This is a genomic window from Burkholderia sp. BCC1638 (genome assembly GCF_902833195.1).
In the GTDB taxonomy this organism is placed as follows: Bacteria; Pseudomonadota; Gammaproteobacteria; order Burkholderiales; family Burkholderiaceae; genus Burkholderia; species Burkholderia diffusa.
This window is the reverse complement of record NZ_CADFEC010000021.1, coordinates 96,788-110,765: the sequence shown is the minus strand read 5'-3', so window position 1 is coordinate 110,765 and position 13,978 is coordinate 96,788. Positions and strand designations below refer to the sequence as shown.

Annotated in this window: 12 protein-coding genes, 2 tRNA genes and 2 pseudogenes; 9 read left to right on the top strand and 7 right to left on the bottom strand. The window is 65.0% G+C overall.

Annotated elements, in window-relative coordinates; genetic code table 11:
• Window positions 1-672: 672 nt before the first annotated feature.
• Window positions 673-1,151: pseudogene (locus HWX22_RS22780) on the top strand (transposase); the annotation flags it as partial.
• A gap of 27 nt (window positions 1,152-1,178) precedes the next feature.
• On the opposite strand, the pseudogene HWX22_RS22775 reads toward HWX22_RS22780, so the two are convergent.
• From HWX22_RS22775 to HWX22_RS22760, 3 genes and pseudogenes are all read right to left on the bottom strand, one after another.
• Window positions 1,179-1,706, bottom strand: a pseudogene (locus HWX22_RS22775) (IS3-like element ISBcen21 family transposase); the annotation flags it as partial.
• Window positions 1,707-2,140: 434 nt separating this feature from the next.
• Window positions 2,141-2,217, bottom strand: a tRNA-Arg gene (locus HWX22_RS22765).
• A 173-nt stretch (window positions 2,218-2,390) separates the two neighbouring features.
• Window positions 2,391-3,221 carry an undecaprenyl-diphosphate phosphatase gene (locus HWX22_RS22760; protein ID WP_059506104.1) on the bottom strand — a complete coding sequence of 277 codons (831 nt, stop codon included), beginning with the start codon at window positions 3,219-3,221 and terminating at the stop codon, window positions 2,391-2,393.
• Between the two features lie 484 nt (window positions 3,222-3,705).
• Between HWX22_RS22760 and HWX22_RS22755 the strand changes: the two genes are divergently transcribed.
• The 5 genes from HWX22_RS22755 to HWX22_RS22735 all read left to right on the top strand — a co-directional run bounded on the left by HWX22_RS22755 (window position 3,706) and on the right by HWX22_RS22735 (window position 9,241).
• The gene (locus HWX22_RS22755) at window positions 3,706-4,617 is read left to right on the top strand and encodes an aldose epimerase (RefSeq protein WP_175909549.1); all 912 of its coding nucleotides are present in this window, start codon (window positions 3,706-3,708) and stop codon (window positions 4,615-4,617) included.
• A gap of 136 nt (window positions 4,618-4,753) precedes the next feature.
• Window positions 4,754-5,446, top strand: coding sequence for a peptidoglycan DD-metalloendopeptidase family protein (locus HWX22_RS22750; protein WP_059523424.1), 693 nt, complete (start codon window positions 4,754-4,756; stop codon window positions 5,444-5,446).
• Window positions 5,447-5,825: 379 nt separating this feature from the next.
• Window positions 5,826-7,445, top strand: coding sequence for an acyl-CoA synthetase (locus tag HWX22_RS22745; RefSeq protein WP_175916441.1), 1,620 nt, complete (start codon window positions 5,826-5,828; stop codon window positions 7,443-7,445).
• Window positions 7,446-7,533: 88 nt separating this feature from the next.
• Complete coding sequence (locus HWX22_RS22740) at window positions 7,534-7,860, top strand: DUF2288 domain-containing protein (protein WP_175909553.1); 327 nt, start codon at window positions 7,534-7,536, stop codon at window positions 7,858-7,860.
• 10 nt (window positions 7,861-7,870) lie between these two features.
• On the top strand, window positions 7,871-9,241 hold the full coding sequence (locus HWX22_RS22735) for an MATE family efflux transporter (RefSeq protein ID WP_175916440.1): 1,371 nt from the start codon (window positions 7,871-7,873) through the stop codon (window positions 9,239-9,241).
• Window positions 9,242-9,266: 25 nt separating this feature from the next.
• Here the strand turns inward: HWX22_RS22735 and HWX22_RS22730 are convergent, their stop codons facing one another.
• The gene (locus tag HWX22_RS22730) at window positions 9,267-9,452 is read right to left on the bottom strand and encodes a hypothetical protein (protein ID WP_059523432.1); all 186 of its coding nucleotides are present in this window, start codon (window positions 9,450-9,452) and stop codon (window positions 9,267-9,269) included.
• A gap of 136 nt (window positions 9,453-9,588) precedes the next feature.
• On the opposite strand from HWX22_RS22730, the gene HWX22_RS22725 reads away from it, so the two are divergent.
• Complete coding sequence (locus tag HWX22_RS22725; RefSeq protein WP_162840567.1) at window positions 9,589-9,759, top strand: hypothetical protein; 171 nt, start codon at window positions 9,589-9,591, stop codon at window positions 9,757-9,759.
• 206 nt (window positions 9,760-9,965) lie between these two features.
• On the opposite strand, the gene HWX22_RS22720 is transcribed toward HWX22_RS22725, so the two are convergent.
• Both HWX22_RS22720 and sixA read right to left on the bottom strand, forming a co-directional pair.
• On the bottom strand, window positions 9,966-10,772 hold the full coding sequence (locus tag HWX22_RS22720; RefSeq protein WP_059523434.1) for a GNAT family N-acyltransferase: 807 nt from the start codon (window positions 10,770-10,772) through the stop codon (window positions 9,966-9,968).
• 159 nt (window positions 10,773-10,931) lie between these two features.
• Window positions 10,932-11,393: a phosphohistidine phosphatase SixA gene (gene sixA, locus HWX22_RS22715; protein ID WP_175916439.1), complete on the bottom strand. Its 462-nt coding sequence runs from the start codon at window positions 11,391-11,393 to the stop codon at window positions 10,932-10,934.
• 161 nt (window positions 11,394-11,554) lie between these two features.
• On the opposite strand from sixA, the gene HWX22_RS22710 reads away from it, so the two are divergent.
• A tRNA-Pro gene (locus HWX22_RS22710) sits at window positions 11,555-11,631 on the top strand.
• Window positions 11,632-11,791: 160 nt separating this feature from the next.
• Window positions 11,792-12,232, top strand: coding sequence for a hypothetical protein (locus HWX22_RS22705; protein WP_175909557.1), 441 nt, complete (start codon window positions 11,792-11,794; stop codon window positions 12,230-12,232).
• 52 nt (window positions 12,233-12,284) lie between these two features.
• Here HWX22_RS22705 and ppx read toward each other — a convergent pair whose 3' ends face one another.
• Window positions 12,285-13,799: an exopolyphosphatase gene (gene ppx, locus HWX22_RS22700; protein ID WP_059523436.1), complete on the bottom strand. Its 1,515-nt coding sequence runs from the start codon at window positions 13,797-13,799 to the stop codon at window positions 12,285-12,287.
• Between the last annotated feature and the right edge of the window lie 179 nt (window positions 13,800-13,978).

The following is a 13,978-nucleotide window of genomic DNA, read 5'->3' as shown; positions in this document are numbered from 1 at the left end:
ACGCCCTTCACGGCTTCCCCTTCGCAACCGAGACTCCCCGTACCCTAAAATGCAGCTTCCTTTAACGACCATCCAGCTCCAAGTACTCCGCTCCCGCCAGGCTCCTTTTGGTTTTGGAAAGTACTCGCCTCCCCCGACGAAGATCGACGCAGGTCACCGTACATACACTCAATCAAAATACGCCAAAGCCAAATACCGGCCGAAACACTTGTCTTCCACAATAAAAATTTGACACTTCGAATACGTTTTATTGAAGCTTCAAGCAGCCGAAATTCTCGATGCACCTATCGATGCCGACGAGCCACTTCGCCGCCCGCTCAATTGCCGCGCAGACGATAATATGCCGATAAACACACGTGATGACGCCTGCATCTTCGCCTTTAAATTTGAATCAATACCGGCTACTCGAAACAAACATTAGAACTACGAAGGTATCTTGATCGGATGATGGAAGACGGGCAGATCAAACATTATCTCTTGACATTTTGGACCACGTGAATAATCAGATGGCGCCATGTTGACCAAGATTGGCACATCACCTCACCGCGTGTCAGATTTACAACACAAACTGAGACTGATGCCATCCCGACTTGACCCTGCCCCAAGAAATAGTCCGGTTCAAAAGTAGAGAAATTCGGCAGGATGTGTCCAAGCGGACACGAAGGCCATGTCATGAAGACGAGCAAGTTTAAGGAAGAGCAGATCGCATTTGCACTGAAGCAAGCCGAGCTGGGTACGAAGGTCGAAGAGATCTGTCGCACGCTCGGAATCAGCGAGGCGACTTTCTACAACTGGAAGAAGAAATTCGGAGGGTTGGGGCCTTCTGAGTTGCGCCGCTTGCGCCAGCTCGAAGAGGAGAACGAGAAGCTGAAGCGGCTCGTGGCGGACCTGAGCCTGGGCAAGGCCATGCTGCAGGACGTACTCGCAAAAAAGCTCTGAAGCCTTCCCGACGGCCCATGTTGATCGATGAATTGCGTGATCGCTATCGAACGAGTCTGACGAAGACCTGCGCGTTGTTTGGCATGTCTCGCTCATTGTATCGGTATCAGTCGGTTGCGCGTGATTCATCGGCGCTGCTGATGCGTATCAAGGAGATCACCGCTACGCGCGTGCACTACGGGTATCGGCGCGTTCACGTGATCCTGCGACGGGTGGACCGGCCAGAGTTTCATAGACACTCACGAGCCGTTTAACGCGTAGCGCCGCTCAAACTCAATCGGTGAAAGATCGCCGGCGGAACCATGCCGACGAACCGGGTTATAAAACATTTCGATGTAATCGAACAGGTCCGAGGTCGCCGTCGCCCGACTCGGATAGATGCGCCGCTTGATTCGCTCCTTTTTTAGGGCGCTGAAAAAGCTCTCGGCCACGGCATTGTCGTGGCAATTACCGCGCCGACTCATGCTTGGCACCATATGGTGCGCCTCCAGGAATGACTGCCAGTCATCGCTCGTGAATTGACTGCCCTGGTCGGAATGCACCATGACACCGGGTCGCGGTTTGCGCTTCCAAACCGCAGCCAACAGCGCCTGTAAAACCAGATCGCTGGTCATCGTCGAGCGCGTAGCCCAACCGACGATTTGGCGCGAGTACAGATCCATAACAGCCGCCAAATACAGCCAGCCCTCGTAAGTCCGGATGTACGTGATGTCCGTTACCCAGACCCGGTTCGGTGCAGTTGGCGCGAACTCACGGTTCAGCACGTCAGCTTTGGCTAGCGATGCAGGGTACATGCTTCTACCGGACGATTGGCGGACTAAGTATCTTGCCCTTTCGGGGGATGACGTGAGTTCGCGAAAGCGGGTGGTTTGTGATTTCGTTGCTGGCATGACCGATCGCTACGCAGTCGAATTTTATGCGCGCCTCACATCGATTGACTCGGAGTTGTCATTCTTTAAGCCATTCTGATCGATCCGCAACGTCCCCACAGCACGTGTTTGGTACACACTACGGTACACAAAGGCCCCGTCAATTTCGAGACGCGATCATGGAATCCACCGAGCGCGGCGCGTGCATTTCAAAACGTGTGTACGGCGTAGTCCTCGCCCCGAATTGACGAAATCAGGTTACATGGCGGTTACATGGAACTCCGGTACGGAGTCGCGAGTCGAGGTAGACAACCGCAGAAGCTTGATCTGACTGGCCCGCCCTACACGATTCGAACGTGTGACCTACGGCTTAGAAGGCCGTTGCTCTATCCAACTGAGCTAAGGGCGGTCGAGGGGAAAAGACACGGCCACACAACCCGGGCCGCATTTGACGCGAAAGGCTTCGAGCACAAACCGCACTCAAAGCCCCGAAACGAAACGGGCCCGGCATGAAGCCGAGCCCGAAATTATACCCGATCATCGCGTCATATCACGCGCGACGCGCGACCGGCGTCGCAACCATCAAACCGGCTGCGGATGCAGCATGAACCACCCAAGGCAAAACACCCCGGCAATCACGCAATACAAGCCGAACGAAGCCAGCCGCCCGCGCCCTTCGAAATAGCGCATCAAGAACCGCACACTCAGATAAGCGGCAATCGCCGTCAGCACGCCACCGAGCAGCGCATCCGCGAGCTGGTCGCGCGCATGGAACAGCTTCGGCAGTTCGAGCACGCCCGCCGCAAAAATGATCGGTGTGCCGAGCAGGAACGAAAACTCCGCCGCCTTCTCCGCCGTCAGCCCGGCCGCGTTACCGGCGATCATCGTCAGCCCGCTGCGCGAGAAACCCGGAATCAGCGCGCCGATCTGCGCAAGGCCCACGAAGAACGCCTGCTTGAACGTCATCTTTTCGGGCGGCTGGTGTGCACGGCTGCGCTGGATCCGATCGCCGATCCACAGCAGCACGCCGTTGATGATCAGCGCGATCGCGACGATCCGCAGGTCGTGAAACACGCGCTCGATGCGCTTCTCGAGCAGCAGACCGACAATCCCGGTCGGGATCGTGCCGATGATCAGCGCCCACATCAGGTGCCCGTCGTCGTTCTTGCGGCCGCCGAGCTGCGCGAAGAAGCCGCTGATCAGCGCGATCCAGCGCGCGCGGAAATACCAAAGCAGCGCGAGCGCGGTGCCGAGGTGCAGCGCCACGAGGAACGGCAGCAACTGCGGCGCGTGCTTGTCGATGTGCATGCCGAACAGCGCCGGCACGAGCAGCGTGTGGCCGAGACTGCTGACGGGGAAGAGTTCGGTGACGCCCTGCAGGACGCTCAGGAATACCAGAAACCAGAGACTCACGCGTCGGTCCTTTTAGTGGTGATCAATCGGGTAGAAAAGCGGACGACGCATCGCGCGTCCGAAAAACGCGCCCCGATTATGCCCAGCCAGGATTACTGCGCCAAGGCATTTGGCTGGTTATTGCGGCAATGCACACAAACGCTTGCAACTTGTAAGCGTACAGAAAGCAAAAAGCCCGCCATTTGCATGGCGGGCCTTTCGATTCCGGCAGAAATTGCCCTCAGCGGCCGAGCTGATAGAAAAACAATACCGTGCTGCCGGTGAACATGCCGAACAGTGCGATTCCCATTGCCATTGCCAGATCCATGGCCCCCTCCACGAAGTGTCATGACCCGGCAACATCACCGGTTTACAGGCATTATCCAGACCGTCGGCAGTCTGAAAAACTCGCGATTTCCCGAGAAGGGTTTTCCCCGACCGCGTCGCGGCCCGATAATGGAGCGCGCCATCGCGCACCCCGCCCACCCGTTCATACCGATTCGCCATGCCGATCTTCCAGCAGCACGACATTCATGAACTTCACGCCGGCTCGTCACTCGTCCGGGTCGCCCCGCAATTCGGCGGCCGCCTGCTGTCGTGGCACGTCGACGGCGAGCCGGTCATTTTCTGGCCGGAAGCCGCCGACTGGAGCAACCTCGCGCGCGTGCGCGGCGGCAATCCGCTGCTGTTCCCGTTCCTCGGCCGCCATCGCGTCGACGGCGAACTGGGCCGCTGGCGCGATGCCGCCGGCGTGGTCCGCGACCTGCCGATGCACGGTTTCGCGCGCGACCTGCCGTTCGCGGCACAACCGTCGGCCGACGGCGCCGCGCTGTCGATGACGCTCGATGCGAACGACGCGCTGCGCGACAGCTATCCATTCGATTTCCGGTTCGAGACGACCTACCGGCTCGCCGACGCCCACACGCTCGACGTCGCGCTCACCACGACCAACCGCGGCGACACGCCGCTGCCCTACTACGCGGGCCACCATTTCTACTTCGCGCTGCCGCACGGCGAGCGCGCGCAAACCACGCTCGAACTGCCGCCGACGCGCCGCTGCATGCAGCGCGCCGATGGCTCGATCAGCCCGCTGGAGCCCGGCGAAGCATCGTACTGCCTCGGCGATCCGGACATTCTCGACCGCTTCCACTGCCTCGACGGCGCGCCCTCCACGCCGGTGCGCATCGTGATGCCGGGTCGCCGCCGCACGATCGAGATCGCGCTCGACGTCCCGGGCTCGATCCCGTGGTACGCGATCACGACCTGGACGGAACAGCCGGAATCGGACTTCTACTGCGTCGAGCCGTGGCTCGGCCTGCCGGACGCGATCCACAACGGCCTCGGGCTGCGGATGCTCGCACCGGGCGCGACCGAAACGGCCACGCTGCGGATTCGCGTGCTGCCGCTCGCCGGCTGACGTCGGCCGCATCGGCGAACCGGTGCGCGCCGGCCGCGCCCGCGGCCCGAAACTGCGGTGCTCGGGTCGAACCCGTTAAAATCGGACGTTTTGTATCGCCTGCCGCGTCCCGCGCGGCGGGGTTTTGCGAGGTTCAATGTTCGGAACAACAACGAAGCGGCTCTTCGCGGCCGCCTGCGCCGCGCTGCTCGTCGCGTGCGGCTCCGCACCCGTCGGCCCGGGTTACTACCGCGTCGAGCGCGGCGACACGCTCTACAAGATCGCGCGCGAGAATCGCACGTCGATGGCGAACATCGTGCGCTGGAACCAGATCACGAATCCCGACGCGATCGAGGTCGGCCAGGTGCTGCGCATCGCGCCGCCGCCCGGCACGACGACCGCGTCGACCACCGGCACCGGCAGTGCGGGCCGCAGCCGCCCCGCGCCTTCCGCGCCGGTCGAATCGGCCGTCAAGCCGGCCACCAGCATCGCGCTGATCTGGCCGGCCGCCGGCAACGTGGTGCGCAGCTTCGACGGCTCGAAATCCAAGGGCATCGATATCGCGAACGCCACGGGCACGCCGGTGCTGGCCGCCGCGCCGGGCACCGTCGTCTATGCGGGCAACGGATTGCGCGGCTACGGCAACCTGATCATCCTCAAGCACAATGCCGATTACCTGACGGCCTACGCGCACAACCGTGCGCTGCTCGTGAAGGAAGGCCAGTCGGTCACGCAGGGGCAGACGATCGCGGAGATGGGCAACAGCGACAGCGATCGCGTCGCGCTGCACTTCGAGCTGCGCTACGGCGGCCGCTCGATCGATCCGGCGCGCTACCTGCCGGCGCGCTGAGCGCGCCACCGCCGAAGGAGGACGACACGCGATGCCGGCATGCATCGCATGTCGTCGCGAGGGAGATCGGGAAGGTCGTGTCAGCGCTTGCGCAGACGGCCAGTGAACCGGCCGGACAACGGATCGACGCGGCTGGCAAACGCCACCAGCGCGCCGATTCCGAACAGGCTGAACCCCGCAGCTATCAGAAGCAAATCCATGGTCATATCACTGTCTTGTCATGATCTTATGCGTCATAGCGGAATCGTGCACTGAGCCGCCCCCGTTGCACGAGTCCGCACATTCCCCTATCCATCAGGCGCCATTGTGGTTTCGGTCGCGTGAAATGCCGATGTAATCCAGCGACCGATGCCGACGATAGACGCCAAGGAGACTTGCGATGCTGCCCGCCGCCGACCGCTACGACAACCTCCTCTCCCGCTTCGCGTGGGACGTTCCGGCCCGCTACAACATCGGCGTGGATGTCTGCGACAAGTGGGCCGACGGCAGCGGGCGGCTCGCGCTGATTCACGAGACGACGCAAGGCGACGTGTCCCGCCTCACGTTCGACGACCTGAGGAATGTTTCTAACCGTTTCGCGAACAGCCTCGCGCGGGCGGGTCTGCAACGTGGCGACCGCATCGCGATCTTCCTCGCGCAAGGTCCGGAAACGGCGATCGCCCATCTCGCCGCGTACAAGCTCGGCGCAATCGCGGTGCCGCTTTTCACGCTGTTCGGAGCCGACGCGCTCGAATACCGGCTCGCGAACAGCGAAGCCGCCACGCTCGTCACCGACGCGGCCGGTTACGCGAAGATCGCGCCGCTGCGCGCACAACTGCCGGCGCTGCGCACGTGCTACTGCATCGGTGACGATGCGCCCGATGCGCCCGGTGTGCTGCGCTTCGACACCGCACTCGCCGCCGAATCGCCGGATTTCGTGCCGGCGGACACCGCCGCCGACGACCCGGCGGTCATCATCTACACGTCCGGGACGACCGGGAAGCCGAAAGGCGCGCTCCATGCGCATCGCGTGCTACTGGGCCACCTGCCGGGCGTCGAGATGTCGCAGCAATGCTTCCCGCGCGACGCGCGCCTGTTCTGGACACCCGCCGACTGGGCATGGATCGGCGGGCTCCTCGACGTGCTGCTGCCGTCATGGCACCACGGCGTGCCGGTGCTCGCGCGCCGCTTCGAGAAGTTCGACGGCGAAGCCGCGTTCGCGCTGATGGCGCGACATGGCGTGACTCACGCGTTCCTGCCGCCGACCGCGCTGAAGCTGATGCGCGCGGTGCCCGCGCCGCGCGAGCGCCACGCGCTGGCGCTGAAATCGGTCGCGAGCGGCGGAGAATCGCTCGGCACCGAGCTGACGGCGTGGGGACGCGACGCGCTCGGCGTGACGATCAACGAGTTCTACGGACAGACCGAATGCAACATGGTGCTGTCGTCATGCGCTGCGCTGTTCGATGCGCAGCCCGGTGCGATCGGCAAGGCCGTGCCCGGCCATGCGGTCGCGATCGTCGACGAGCACGGCACACCGCTGCCGCCCGGCGTCGAGGGACGCATCGCGGTGCGCCGCCCGGACCCGGTGATGTTCCTCGAATACTGGCGCAATCCCGCCGCGACGCGCGACAAGTTCGCGGGCGACTACCTCCTCACCGGCGACACCGGCACGATCGATGCCGACGGCTTCGTGCGCTTCGTCGGCCGCGACGACGACGTGATCACGAGCGCCGGCTACCGGATCGGCCCGGGGCCGATTGAGGACTGCCTGCTCACGCACCCGGCGGTGCGGATGGCAGCCGTCGTCGGCGTGCCCGACCCGACGCGCACCGAAATCGTCAAGGCGTTCGTCGTGCTGAACCCCGGCCATGTCGGCGACGACGCGCTCGTGCAGTCGCTGCAGGTCCACGTGCGGACGCGCCTGGCCGCGCACGAGTACCCGCGCGCGATCGCGTTCGTCGACGGCCTGCCGATGACGGCAACCGGCAAGATCGTGCGCCGCGCGCTGCGCGACGCGTGAACCGGGCACGCCCCGCCACGTCGGGCGGCCGGCCGCGCGCCCGGATGGTTTATAGTGGCGCCCACGCAGTCTTTTCAGCACACCTCCGATGTCCTCCGACCAACACGAATCCGCCTCGGGCGCGTCGCACAGCCCGCTCTACGCCAAACTCCTCGGCGAAACCGCCAAGATCGACTGGTGCGATCTCGAGCGCTTCTTCGCGCAGGGCAAGCTGCTGTCGGTCGCACGCGATCTCGATCTCGTCAGCGTCGCGGAAGCGATCGCCGGCGACGACGCCGACCAGGTCACGCGCTGGCTGTCGTCCGGTCTAGTCGCGCGCATGCCGGCGGAAACCGCCGCCGATTTCGCGGCGCGCAATCCGGAGCTGTGGGCGGTCGTCGTGTCGCCGTGGGTCTGCGTGCAGGAACGCGCCTGACGCGTTCGCCATGTCCGAATCCGCATTACCGCAGGGGGCCGGCACCGGATCGGCCGCCGTCTCGCACCGGCGCGTCCTCGCGCTCGCCTTCCCGATCGTCCTTGCGAACCTGACCCAGCCGATCCTCGGCGCGGTCGACACGGCCGTCGCCGGCCACCTCGACGGCGCGCAGTATCTCGGCGGCGTCGCGCTCGGCGGACTGTTCTTCAACTTCGTGTTCTGGGGCTTCGGCTTCCTGCGCATGGGCACGACCGGCCTCGTCGCGCAGGCGCACGGCGCCGGCGACGCCGCCGGCATCCGGCTCAACGTGCTGCGCGCGCTGATCGTCGCGTTCGCGCTCGGCGCCGCCGTGCTCGCGCTGCAGGTGCCGCTGCTGTCGTTCGCGCTGACCGCGCTGGGCGGCAGCGACGCCGTCCGCGCGACGGCGCTGGCCTATGGCCACGCACGCATCTGGAGCGCGCCGTTCGCGCTCGCGAACTACGTGGTGCTCGGCTACCTGCTCGGCGCGCAGCGCGTGCGGCTCGCGCTCGTCACGCAGGTCTTCATCAATGCGGTGAACATCGGTGCCGTGCTGTTGTACGTGTATGGCTTCGGCTGGGGCATCGCCGGGATCGGCGCGGCAACCGCGACCGCGGACGCGTGCGGCTTCGCGCTCGGCGCATGGATGCTGTGGCGGCTGCGCCCGCGCGGCCTCGCGCCGCTGGCCGCGGGTGCATTGGCGGATCGTGCGGCGCTCAAGCGGCTGATCGCGCTCAATCGCGACATCTTCCTGCGCACGCTGTGCCTGCTCGGCGCATTCGGCTGGTTCGCGCACCTGGGCGCCACGCAGGGTGACGCGACGCTCGCGGCCAACGCACTGCTGCTGAATTTCCAGACCTTCATGGCTTACGGGCTCGACGGCTTCGCGCATGCGGCCGAGGCACTCGTCGGCGCCGCAGCCGGCGCACGCGACCGCACCGCATTCCGGCAGGCCGTACGGGTCACGCTGCTGTGGTCCGCGCTCGGCGCGCTGCTGTTCGCGCTCGTCTACTGGGCGGCCGGCGGCTGGATCGTCGCACGGCTGACCGACCAGGCAGGGATCCGCGCGGTCGCGCTGCAATACCTGCCGTGGGCGGCAATCTCGCCCATCGTGTCCGTGTGGGGGTTCCTGCTCGACGGCGTGTTCATCGGCGCGACGCAGACGCAGTCGCTGATGCGCGCGATGGTCGTGTCGTTCGCGATCTTCATTGCCGCGACGCTGGCGGCTGTCGGCCCGTTCGGCAACCACGGTCTGTGGTTCGCGCTGCTGCTGTTCATGGTCGCGCGTGGCGCGACGCTCGCGCGCTACTTGCCAGCGTTGACGCGGCGGATCGGCGCCGACGCACCCGCAGCCGGCACCTGACGGCCGGGCAGGCCGGCCGGTTTCGTTATTGCGCGGATGCGGGTGCCGACGGCGCCGGCTCACCGAGCATCGACGGCGGCGTCATGTCGGTCGGCACGCCGTGATAATCGGCCGGATCTTGCGGCGGGTGGCCGCGACGAGCCTGGCGGGGATCGCTGGAACAGCCGGCGAGAATGGACGCGGCCAGCACGGCCAGCATGAAACGGGTCATCGGTGAGGCTCCGGAAAACGGCGCGCCCATCGCGCGCCAGGACCGCGCCGAGTCTAGCGGAATTCCGGGTTAGGGGTTGTCCCGCGCATGTTCTACCATGTAGCAGATGGCGCTGTGCCGTTGAAAGGAGGCTGCCATGTCATCTGAAGAGATCGCCGGCCTGATCGGCCTGTTCATCGGTTTGATGGTGCTCGTCGCCCTGTCCTATTTCGAGTCGCGCGAATACAAGCGCAGCCACGGCGGCGAGGGAATGATCCATCACTGGATGGCCGAACATCACCTGCTCGACTGGCGGCGCAAGCACTAGGCAAGCCCGCCCCGTTGTCCGGGCCGCCCGCGCGGCCCACGCCGAACGTGCGTCTGCCCGCACGGTGGTCAGTACGGTTCGCCAAAATTAACAGGGCCGGATAAAACGCTTTCCGCGGAACGAACAAACGCCGTCGCGCGGCAGATTGCCGCGCGACGGCGTTCGCTTGTGTGCGTGCCTGAGCGGCGCGCCGCGATCGGGATGGCTCAGCCCAGGAAGTGCCGGGCGTAGCGCGCGTTGATGTCCGACAGCCGGAACAGCGTCAGGAAGTCCGCGCAGTTGAAGTCGGGATCCCACGCCGGCGCGCCGCAAATCTTCGCACCGAGACGCAGGTAGCCCTTGATCAGCGGCGGCGGTGCAACGACGGTGCCCGTCTGCAGTTCGTCGACCGGCAGCGCCGTATGAGGGAACGCACGATATTCCGGCGCCGTCAGCGAGTTGGCCGGCAGCGACTGATACAGGTTCGCCGCATAGTGCCCGCCGTCGGCCATCGACACGCTCGCGCAGCCGAGCATCGTCTCGTAGCCGTTCTGCATCATGTACGCGCCGAGACCGCCCCACAGCGCCATGATGACGGCGCCGCTGCGGTAGTCGCTGTGCACGCACGAGCGGCCGACCTCGACCATCTTGCCGCGCAGGTGCGTAAGGCGCGACAGGTCGAATTCGCCTTCGGCGTACAGACGGCCGACACGCGCGGCCTGATGCGGCGGCAGCACACGGTACGTGCCGACCACCTTCAGCGTATCGAGGTCGCGCACCAGCAGATGATCGCAATAGGCGTCGAACGGATCGACGTCGAGACCGGACGGACCGCTGACCTGCGCGCCCATCTCGTCGGCGAACACGGTGTAACGCAGGCGCTGGGCCTCGCGCAGTTCGTCTTCCGTGCGCGCCCAGGCGGCACGCAGACGGTACTCGGATGTGACGGTTTCAGCAGCGCGCGGCAGGTGACGCCGCGACGTGTCGAGGGGAAGCGAGGCAAAGGGGAGCGTAGGCGTCGGCAGTTCTCGCATTAGGCTTTCCTGATCGTAAGGAATAGGACGACATGCCAGCCAATGTAGTAACCGGTCGTTACCGTTCTGTGGCACGACCGTGTCCTTTCAATGACGTGTCGCCGAATTGACTTTAGCAGAAAGCCTGCGAAACCGTATGATCAATGCCTTCGAACCGCTTCAGACAAGGTCCGGCGTCAATACCGCGCGCAGCACGGCTTGACGGCTGCCGTCGCGCGTGCGGCTCGCAAGCCACACGATACCGCCCTTCTTCACGCTCCAGCTATCGTCGTTGCCGGCGATCAACTGCGCCGCGACGCAGCCGAGCGTCGGCTGGTGCCCGACGATCACGACCGTCGGCGCGATGCCGTCGGGCCACCCGGCGGCCGCCAGCACGTCGTCGACGCTGCCGCCCGGCGCGAGCGCATCGATGGTCCGGTACTGGTCCGTCAGCGCCTCGACGGTCTGCACGGTGCGCGCCGCCGGGCTCGCGAGGATCACGCTGCTCGACTCGAGCCGGCCGCGCAGCCATTTGGCCATGGCCTGCGCATCCTTGCGCCCACGGGCCGTCAACTGGCGCGCGAGGTCGGTTGCCGCGTAGTCTTCGGCTTCGGCGTGGCGCCACAGGATCAGGTTCATCATGATGTCTCTCCATGCTTCGACGAATGATCCGGCCGCACACCCGCGGGCCGGACGATCACGCTTCGAATTGTCGCCAATCGTGAGCGGTTCGTGATGATATGCGCCGTATGCAAAACGTGATTGACCCGGTTACCCATTAGACGATAGAATCTCTGGCTCGTCGGAGCGTAGCGCAGCCTGGTAGCGCATCTGATTTGGGATCAGAGGGTCGTAGGTTCGAATCCTATCGCTCCGACCACGAGATACACGACAAGGGTTGCAAGCCATCGCGCTTGCAGCCCTTTTTCGTTTGGTGTTTGGTCCGCCGTCCGCGTCCGCCACCGGTGCCACCGCCCGCAGCCCGCGCACGAAAATTGCGCGAACACGCGATAATGTCCGCGACCAATCCGCAATCGCGCATGAAAAATCACGTTTTCAAGACCGCCGTGCTCGGCGCGCTGCTCGCAATCGGCACTCTCGGCGCGCCCGGAGTCGCATCGGCCAAGTCGCTCGACGACGCGCTCGACTGCCATTCGAACGGCCACAAGTTCGTCGCGCCGCTGCTCGCGGCAGGCGACATCCAGTCGGAGCCGATGCACGTCGAATCGAATTCGGTGAACGCATTCCGCACGAACCATCCGCTGACCGCCTACGGCTTCGGCGTCTATGTCGTGCTCGGCTACCAGGCGAACGATCCGCTTTTCCAGCCCGGCGACGGCACGCCGATCGGCGACTGGGCGTACGGCGTCGTGGTGCGCGGCACGAAGAACGCGGTCGAACAGGCCGTGCGCAAGGCCGGCAGCGACGCGACCGTCAAGCAGGCATTCCCGTTCCTGACGGCGATCGTGTGCTCGGACTGAGCGCGTCCAAGGCAATCTGGCGGCGCGAGCGCGCCGCCGCCGTGCCGGCGCGTCACGCGCCCGTATAAACCACGCGGTACGGAATGCCAACCTTCTCCCACTCGGCCGCTTCTTGGCTGAGGCTGTAATCGGTCAGCGGGTTCTGCTCGACCCACGCGCTCGGCAGGCGCACTTCATACCCGCCCTTCTTCATCTGCGACACGGAAATGTCCGGCAGCCCGGCATCGGTCCGGCGCCGGCAAAGCAGCGCCGCGAGCCGCAGGCAGAACAGCAGCGGCCATTCGACGTCGCGCGCCTGCGACAGCTTGCCGAGCTTGCCCGCATGCCCGAGCACGAGCGCGGCAAGGCGCGCCTGATCGGTGCGCGAGAAACCCGGCATGTCGGCGTTGCTCGCGATATAGGCCGAATGCTTGTGATACGAGCTGTGCGAGATCGACAAGCCGATCTCGTGCAACGCGGCGGCCCAACCGAGGAACATCCGGCCTTCCTCGCGTTCTTCGTCGTCGGAATCGTCAAGCTCGTCGTAGAACCGCACCGCGAGCGCGCCGATGCGCTCGGCCTGCGCGCGATCGACGCCGTAGCGGCGCGTGAAGCCCTCGACGGTCACCGCGCGCATGTCCTCGTGCTGGGTCCGGCCGAGCAGGTCGTACAGCACGCCGAGACGCAGCGCTCCGTCGGTGGTATCGACGTAGTCGACGCCCAGTTCCTCGAATACCGCGAGCATGATCGCGAGGCCGCCGGCGAGCACCGGCACGCGATCGGGCTTCAGCGCGATCAGCTTCAGCCGGTTCACGTTCTCGGACTTGATCAGCGCGCGCTTCAGGCGTTCGAGCCCGCCGCGCGAAATGCCGTGCGTGATGCCCGCGTCGTTGAAGCCGTTCGCCTCGACAAGTTCCGCGAGCGCGCGCGCGGTGCCGGACGAACCGATCGCCTGGTCCCATCCGGCCTTCTTGTATTCGCTGGAAATGATCTGGATCTCGCGCTTGGCCGCGAGTTCGGCTTGCCGCATCGTGTATTCGTCGACGTTGCCGGCCGGGAAGAACGCACGGCTATGGCTCACGCAGCCGATGTAGAGGCTCTCCATCACGATCGGCGTGTAGTGCGAGCCGATGATGAATTCTGTCGAGCCGCCGCCGATGTCGACGACGAGCCGCTTGCCCGCGCTCGCCGGCACCGAATGCGCGGCGCCTGCATAGATCAGGCGCGCCTCTTCTCGGCCCGCGATCACTTCGATCGGGAAACCGAGCGCCGCTTCGGCCTCGCCGAGAAATTCGCCCGCATTCTTCGCGACGCGCAGCGTGTTGGTCGCCACCGCGCGCACATGATCGGGATGGAAATCGCGCAGGCGTTCGCCGAACCGCTTGAGCGCCTCCCAGCCACGCTCCTGCGACGCGCGATCGAGCATCTTGTCGCTCGACAGGCCCGCGGCCAGTCGAACGGGCTCGCGCAGCGCATCGACGGGATAGATCTGGCTGCCCGCCGGCGTTTCCTCGACGCGCCCGACGATCAGCCGAAAGCTGTTCGAGCCGAGATCGACGGCAGCCAGCAAGTGGGGGGATGTAACCATCAGAAGGGGGCTCCGTGCGCGTTCGCCCGCGGCAGCCGGTCCGGCCACGCTGGACGATCAATCAAAGGCGACATTTTAAGCGTGGAACGCTTGCCATTGCCACGCTTCACGGGCATGTACACGGGTAGATTGTATATGGCCGAAACATTTATGAGACGAAACGGTTCAGGCGTAGAATT

Excerpts from the sequence above, each read along its gene's own strand:
- HWX22_RS22755 (WP_175909549.1), top strand. The coding sequence starts at position 3,706 with ATGCCGATCTTCCAGCAGCACGACATTCATGAACTTCACGCCGGCTCG.
- HWX22_RS22750 (WP_059523424.1), top strand. The coding sequence starts at position 4,754 with ATGTTCGGAACAACAACGAAGCGGCTCTTCGCGGCCGCCTGCGCCGCG.
- HWX22_RS22745 (WP_175916441.1), top strand. The coding sequence starts at position 5,826 with ATGCTGCCCGCCGCCGACCGCTACGACAACCTCCTCTCCCGCTTCGCG.
- HWX22_RS22740 (WP_175909553.1), top strand. The coding sequence starts at position 7,534 with ATGTCCTCCGACCAACACGAATCCGCCTCGGGCGCGTCGCACAGCCCG.
- HWX22_RS22735 (WP_175916440.1), top strand. The coding sequence starts at position 7,871 with ATGTCCGAATCCGCATTACCGCAGGGGGCCGGCACCGGATCGGCCGCC.
- HWX22_RS22730 (WP_059523432.1), bottom strand. The coding sequence starts at position 9,452 with ATGACCCGTTTCATGCTGGCCGTGCTGGCCGCGTCCATTCTCGCCGGC.
- HWX22_RS22725 (WP_162840567.1), top strand. The coding sequence starts at position 9,589 with ATGTCATCTGAAGAGATCGCCGGCCTGATCGGCCTGTTCATCGGTTTG.
- HWX22_RS22720 (WP_059523434.1), bottom strand. The coding sequence starts at position 10,772 with ATGCGAGAACTGCCGACGCCTACGCTCCCCTTTGCCTCGCTTCCCCTC.
- sixA (WP_175916439.1), bottom strand. The coding sequence starts at position 11,393 with ATGATGAACCTGATCCTGTGGCGCCACGCCGAAGCCGAAGACTACGCG.
- HWX22_RS22705 (WP_175909557.1), top strand. The coding sequence starts at position 11,792 with ATGAAAAATCACGTTTTCAAGACCGCCGTGCTCGGCGCGCTGCTCGCA.
- ppx (WP_059523436.1), bottom strand. The coding sequence starts at position 13,799 with ATGGTTACATCCCCCCACTTGCTGGCTGCCGTCGATCTCGGCTCGAAC.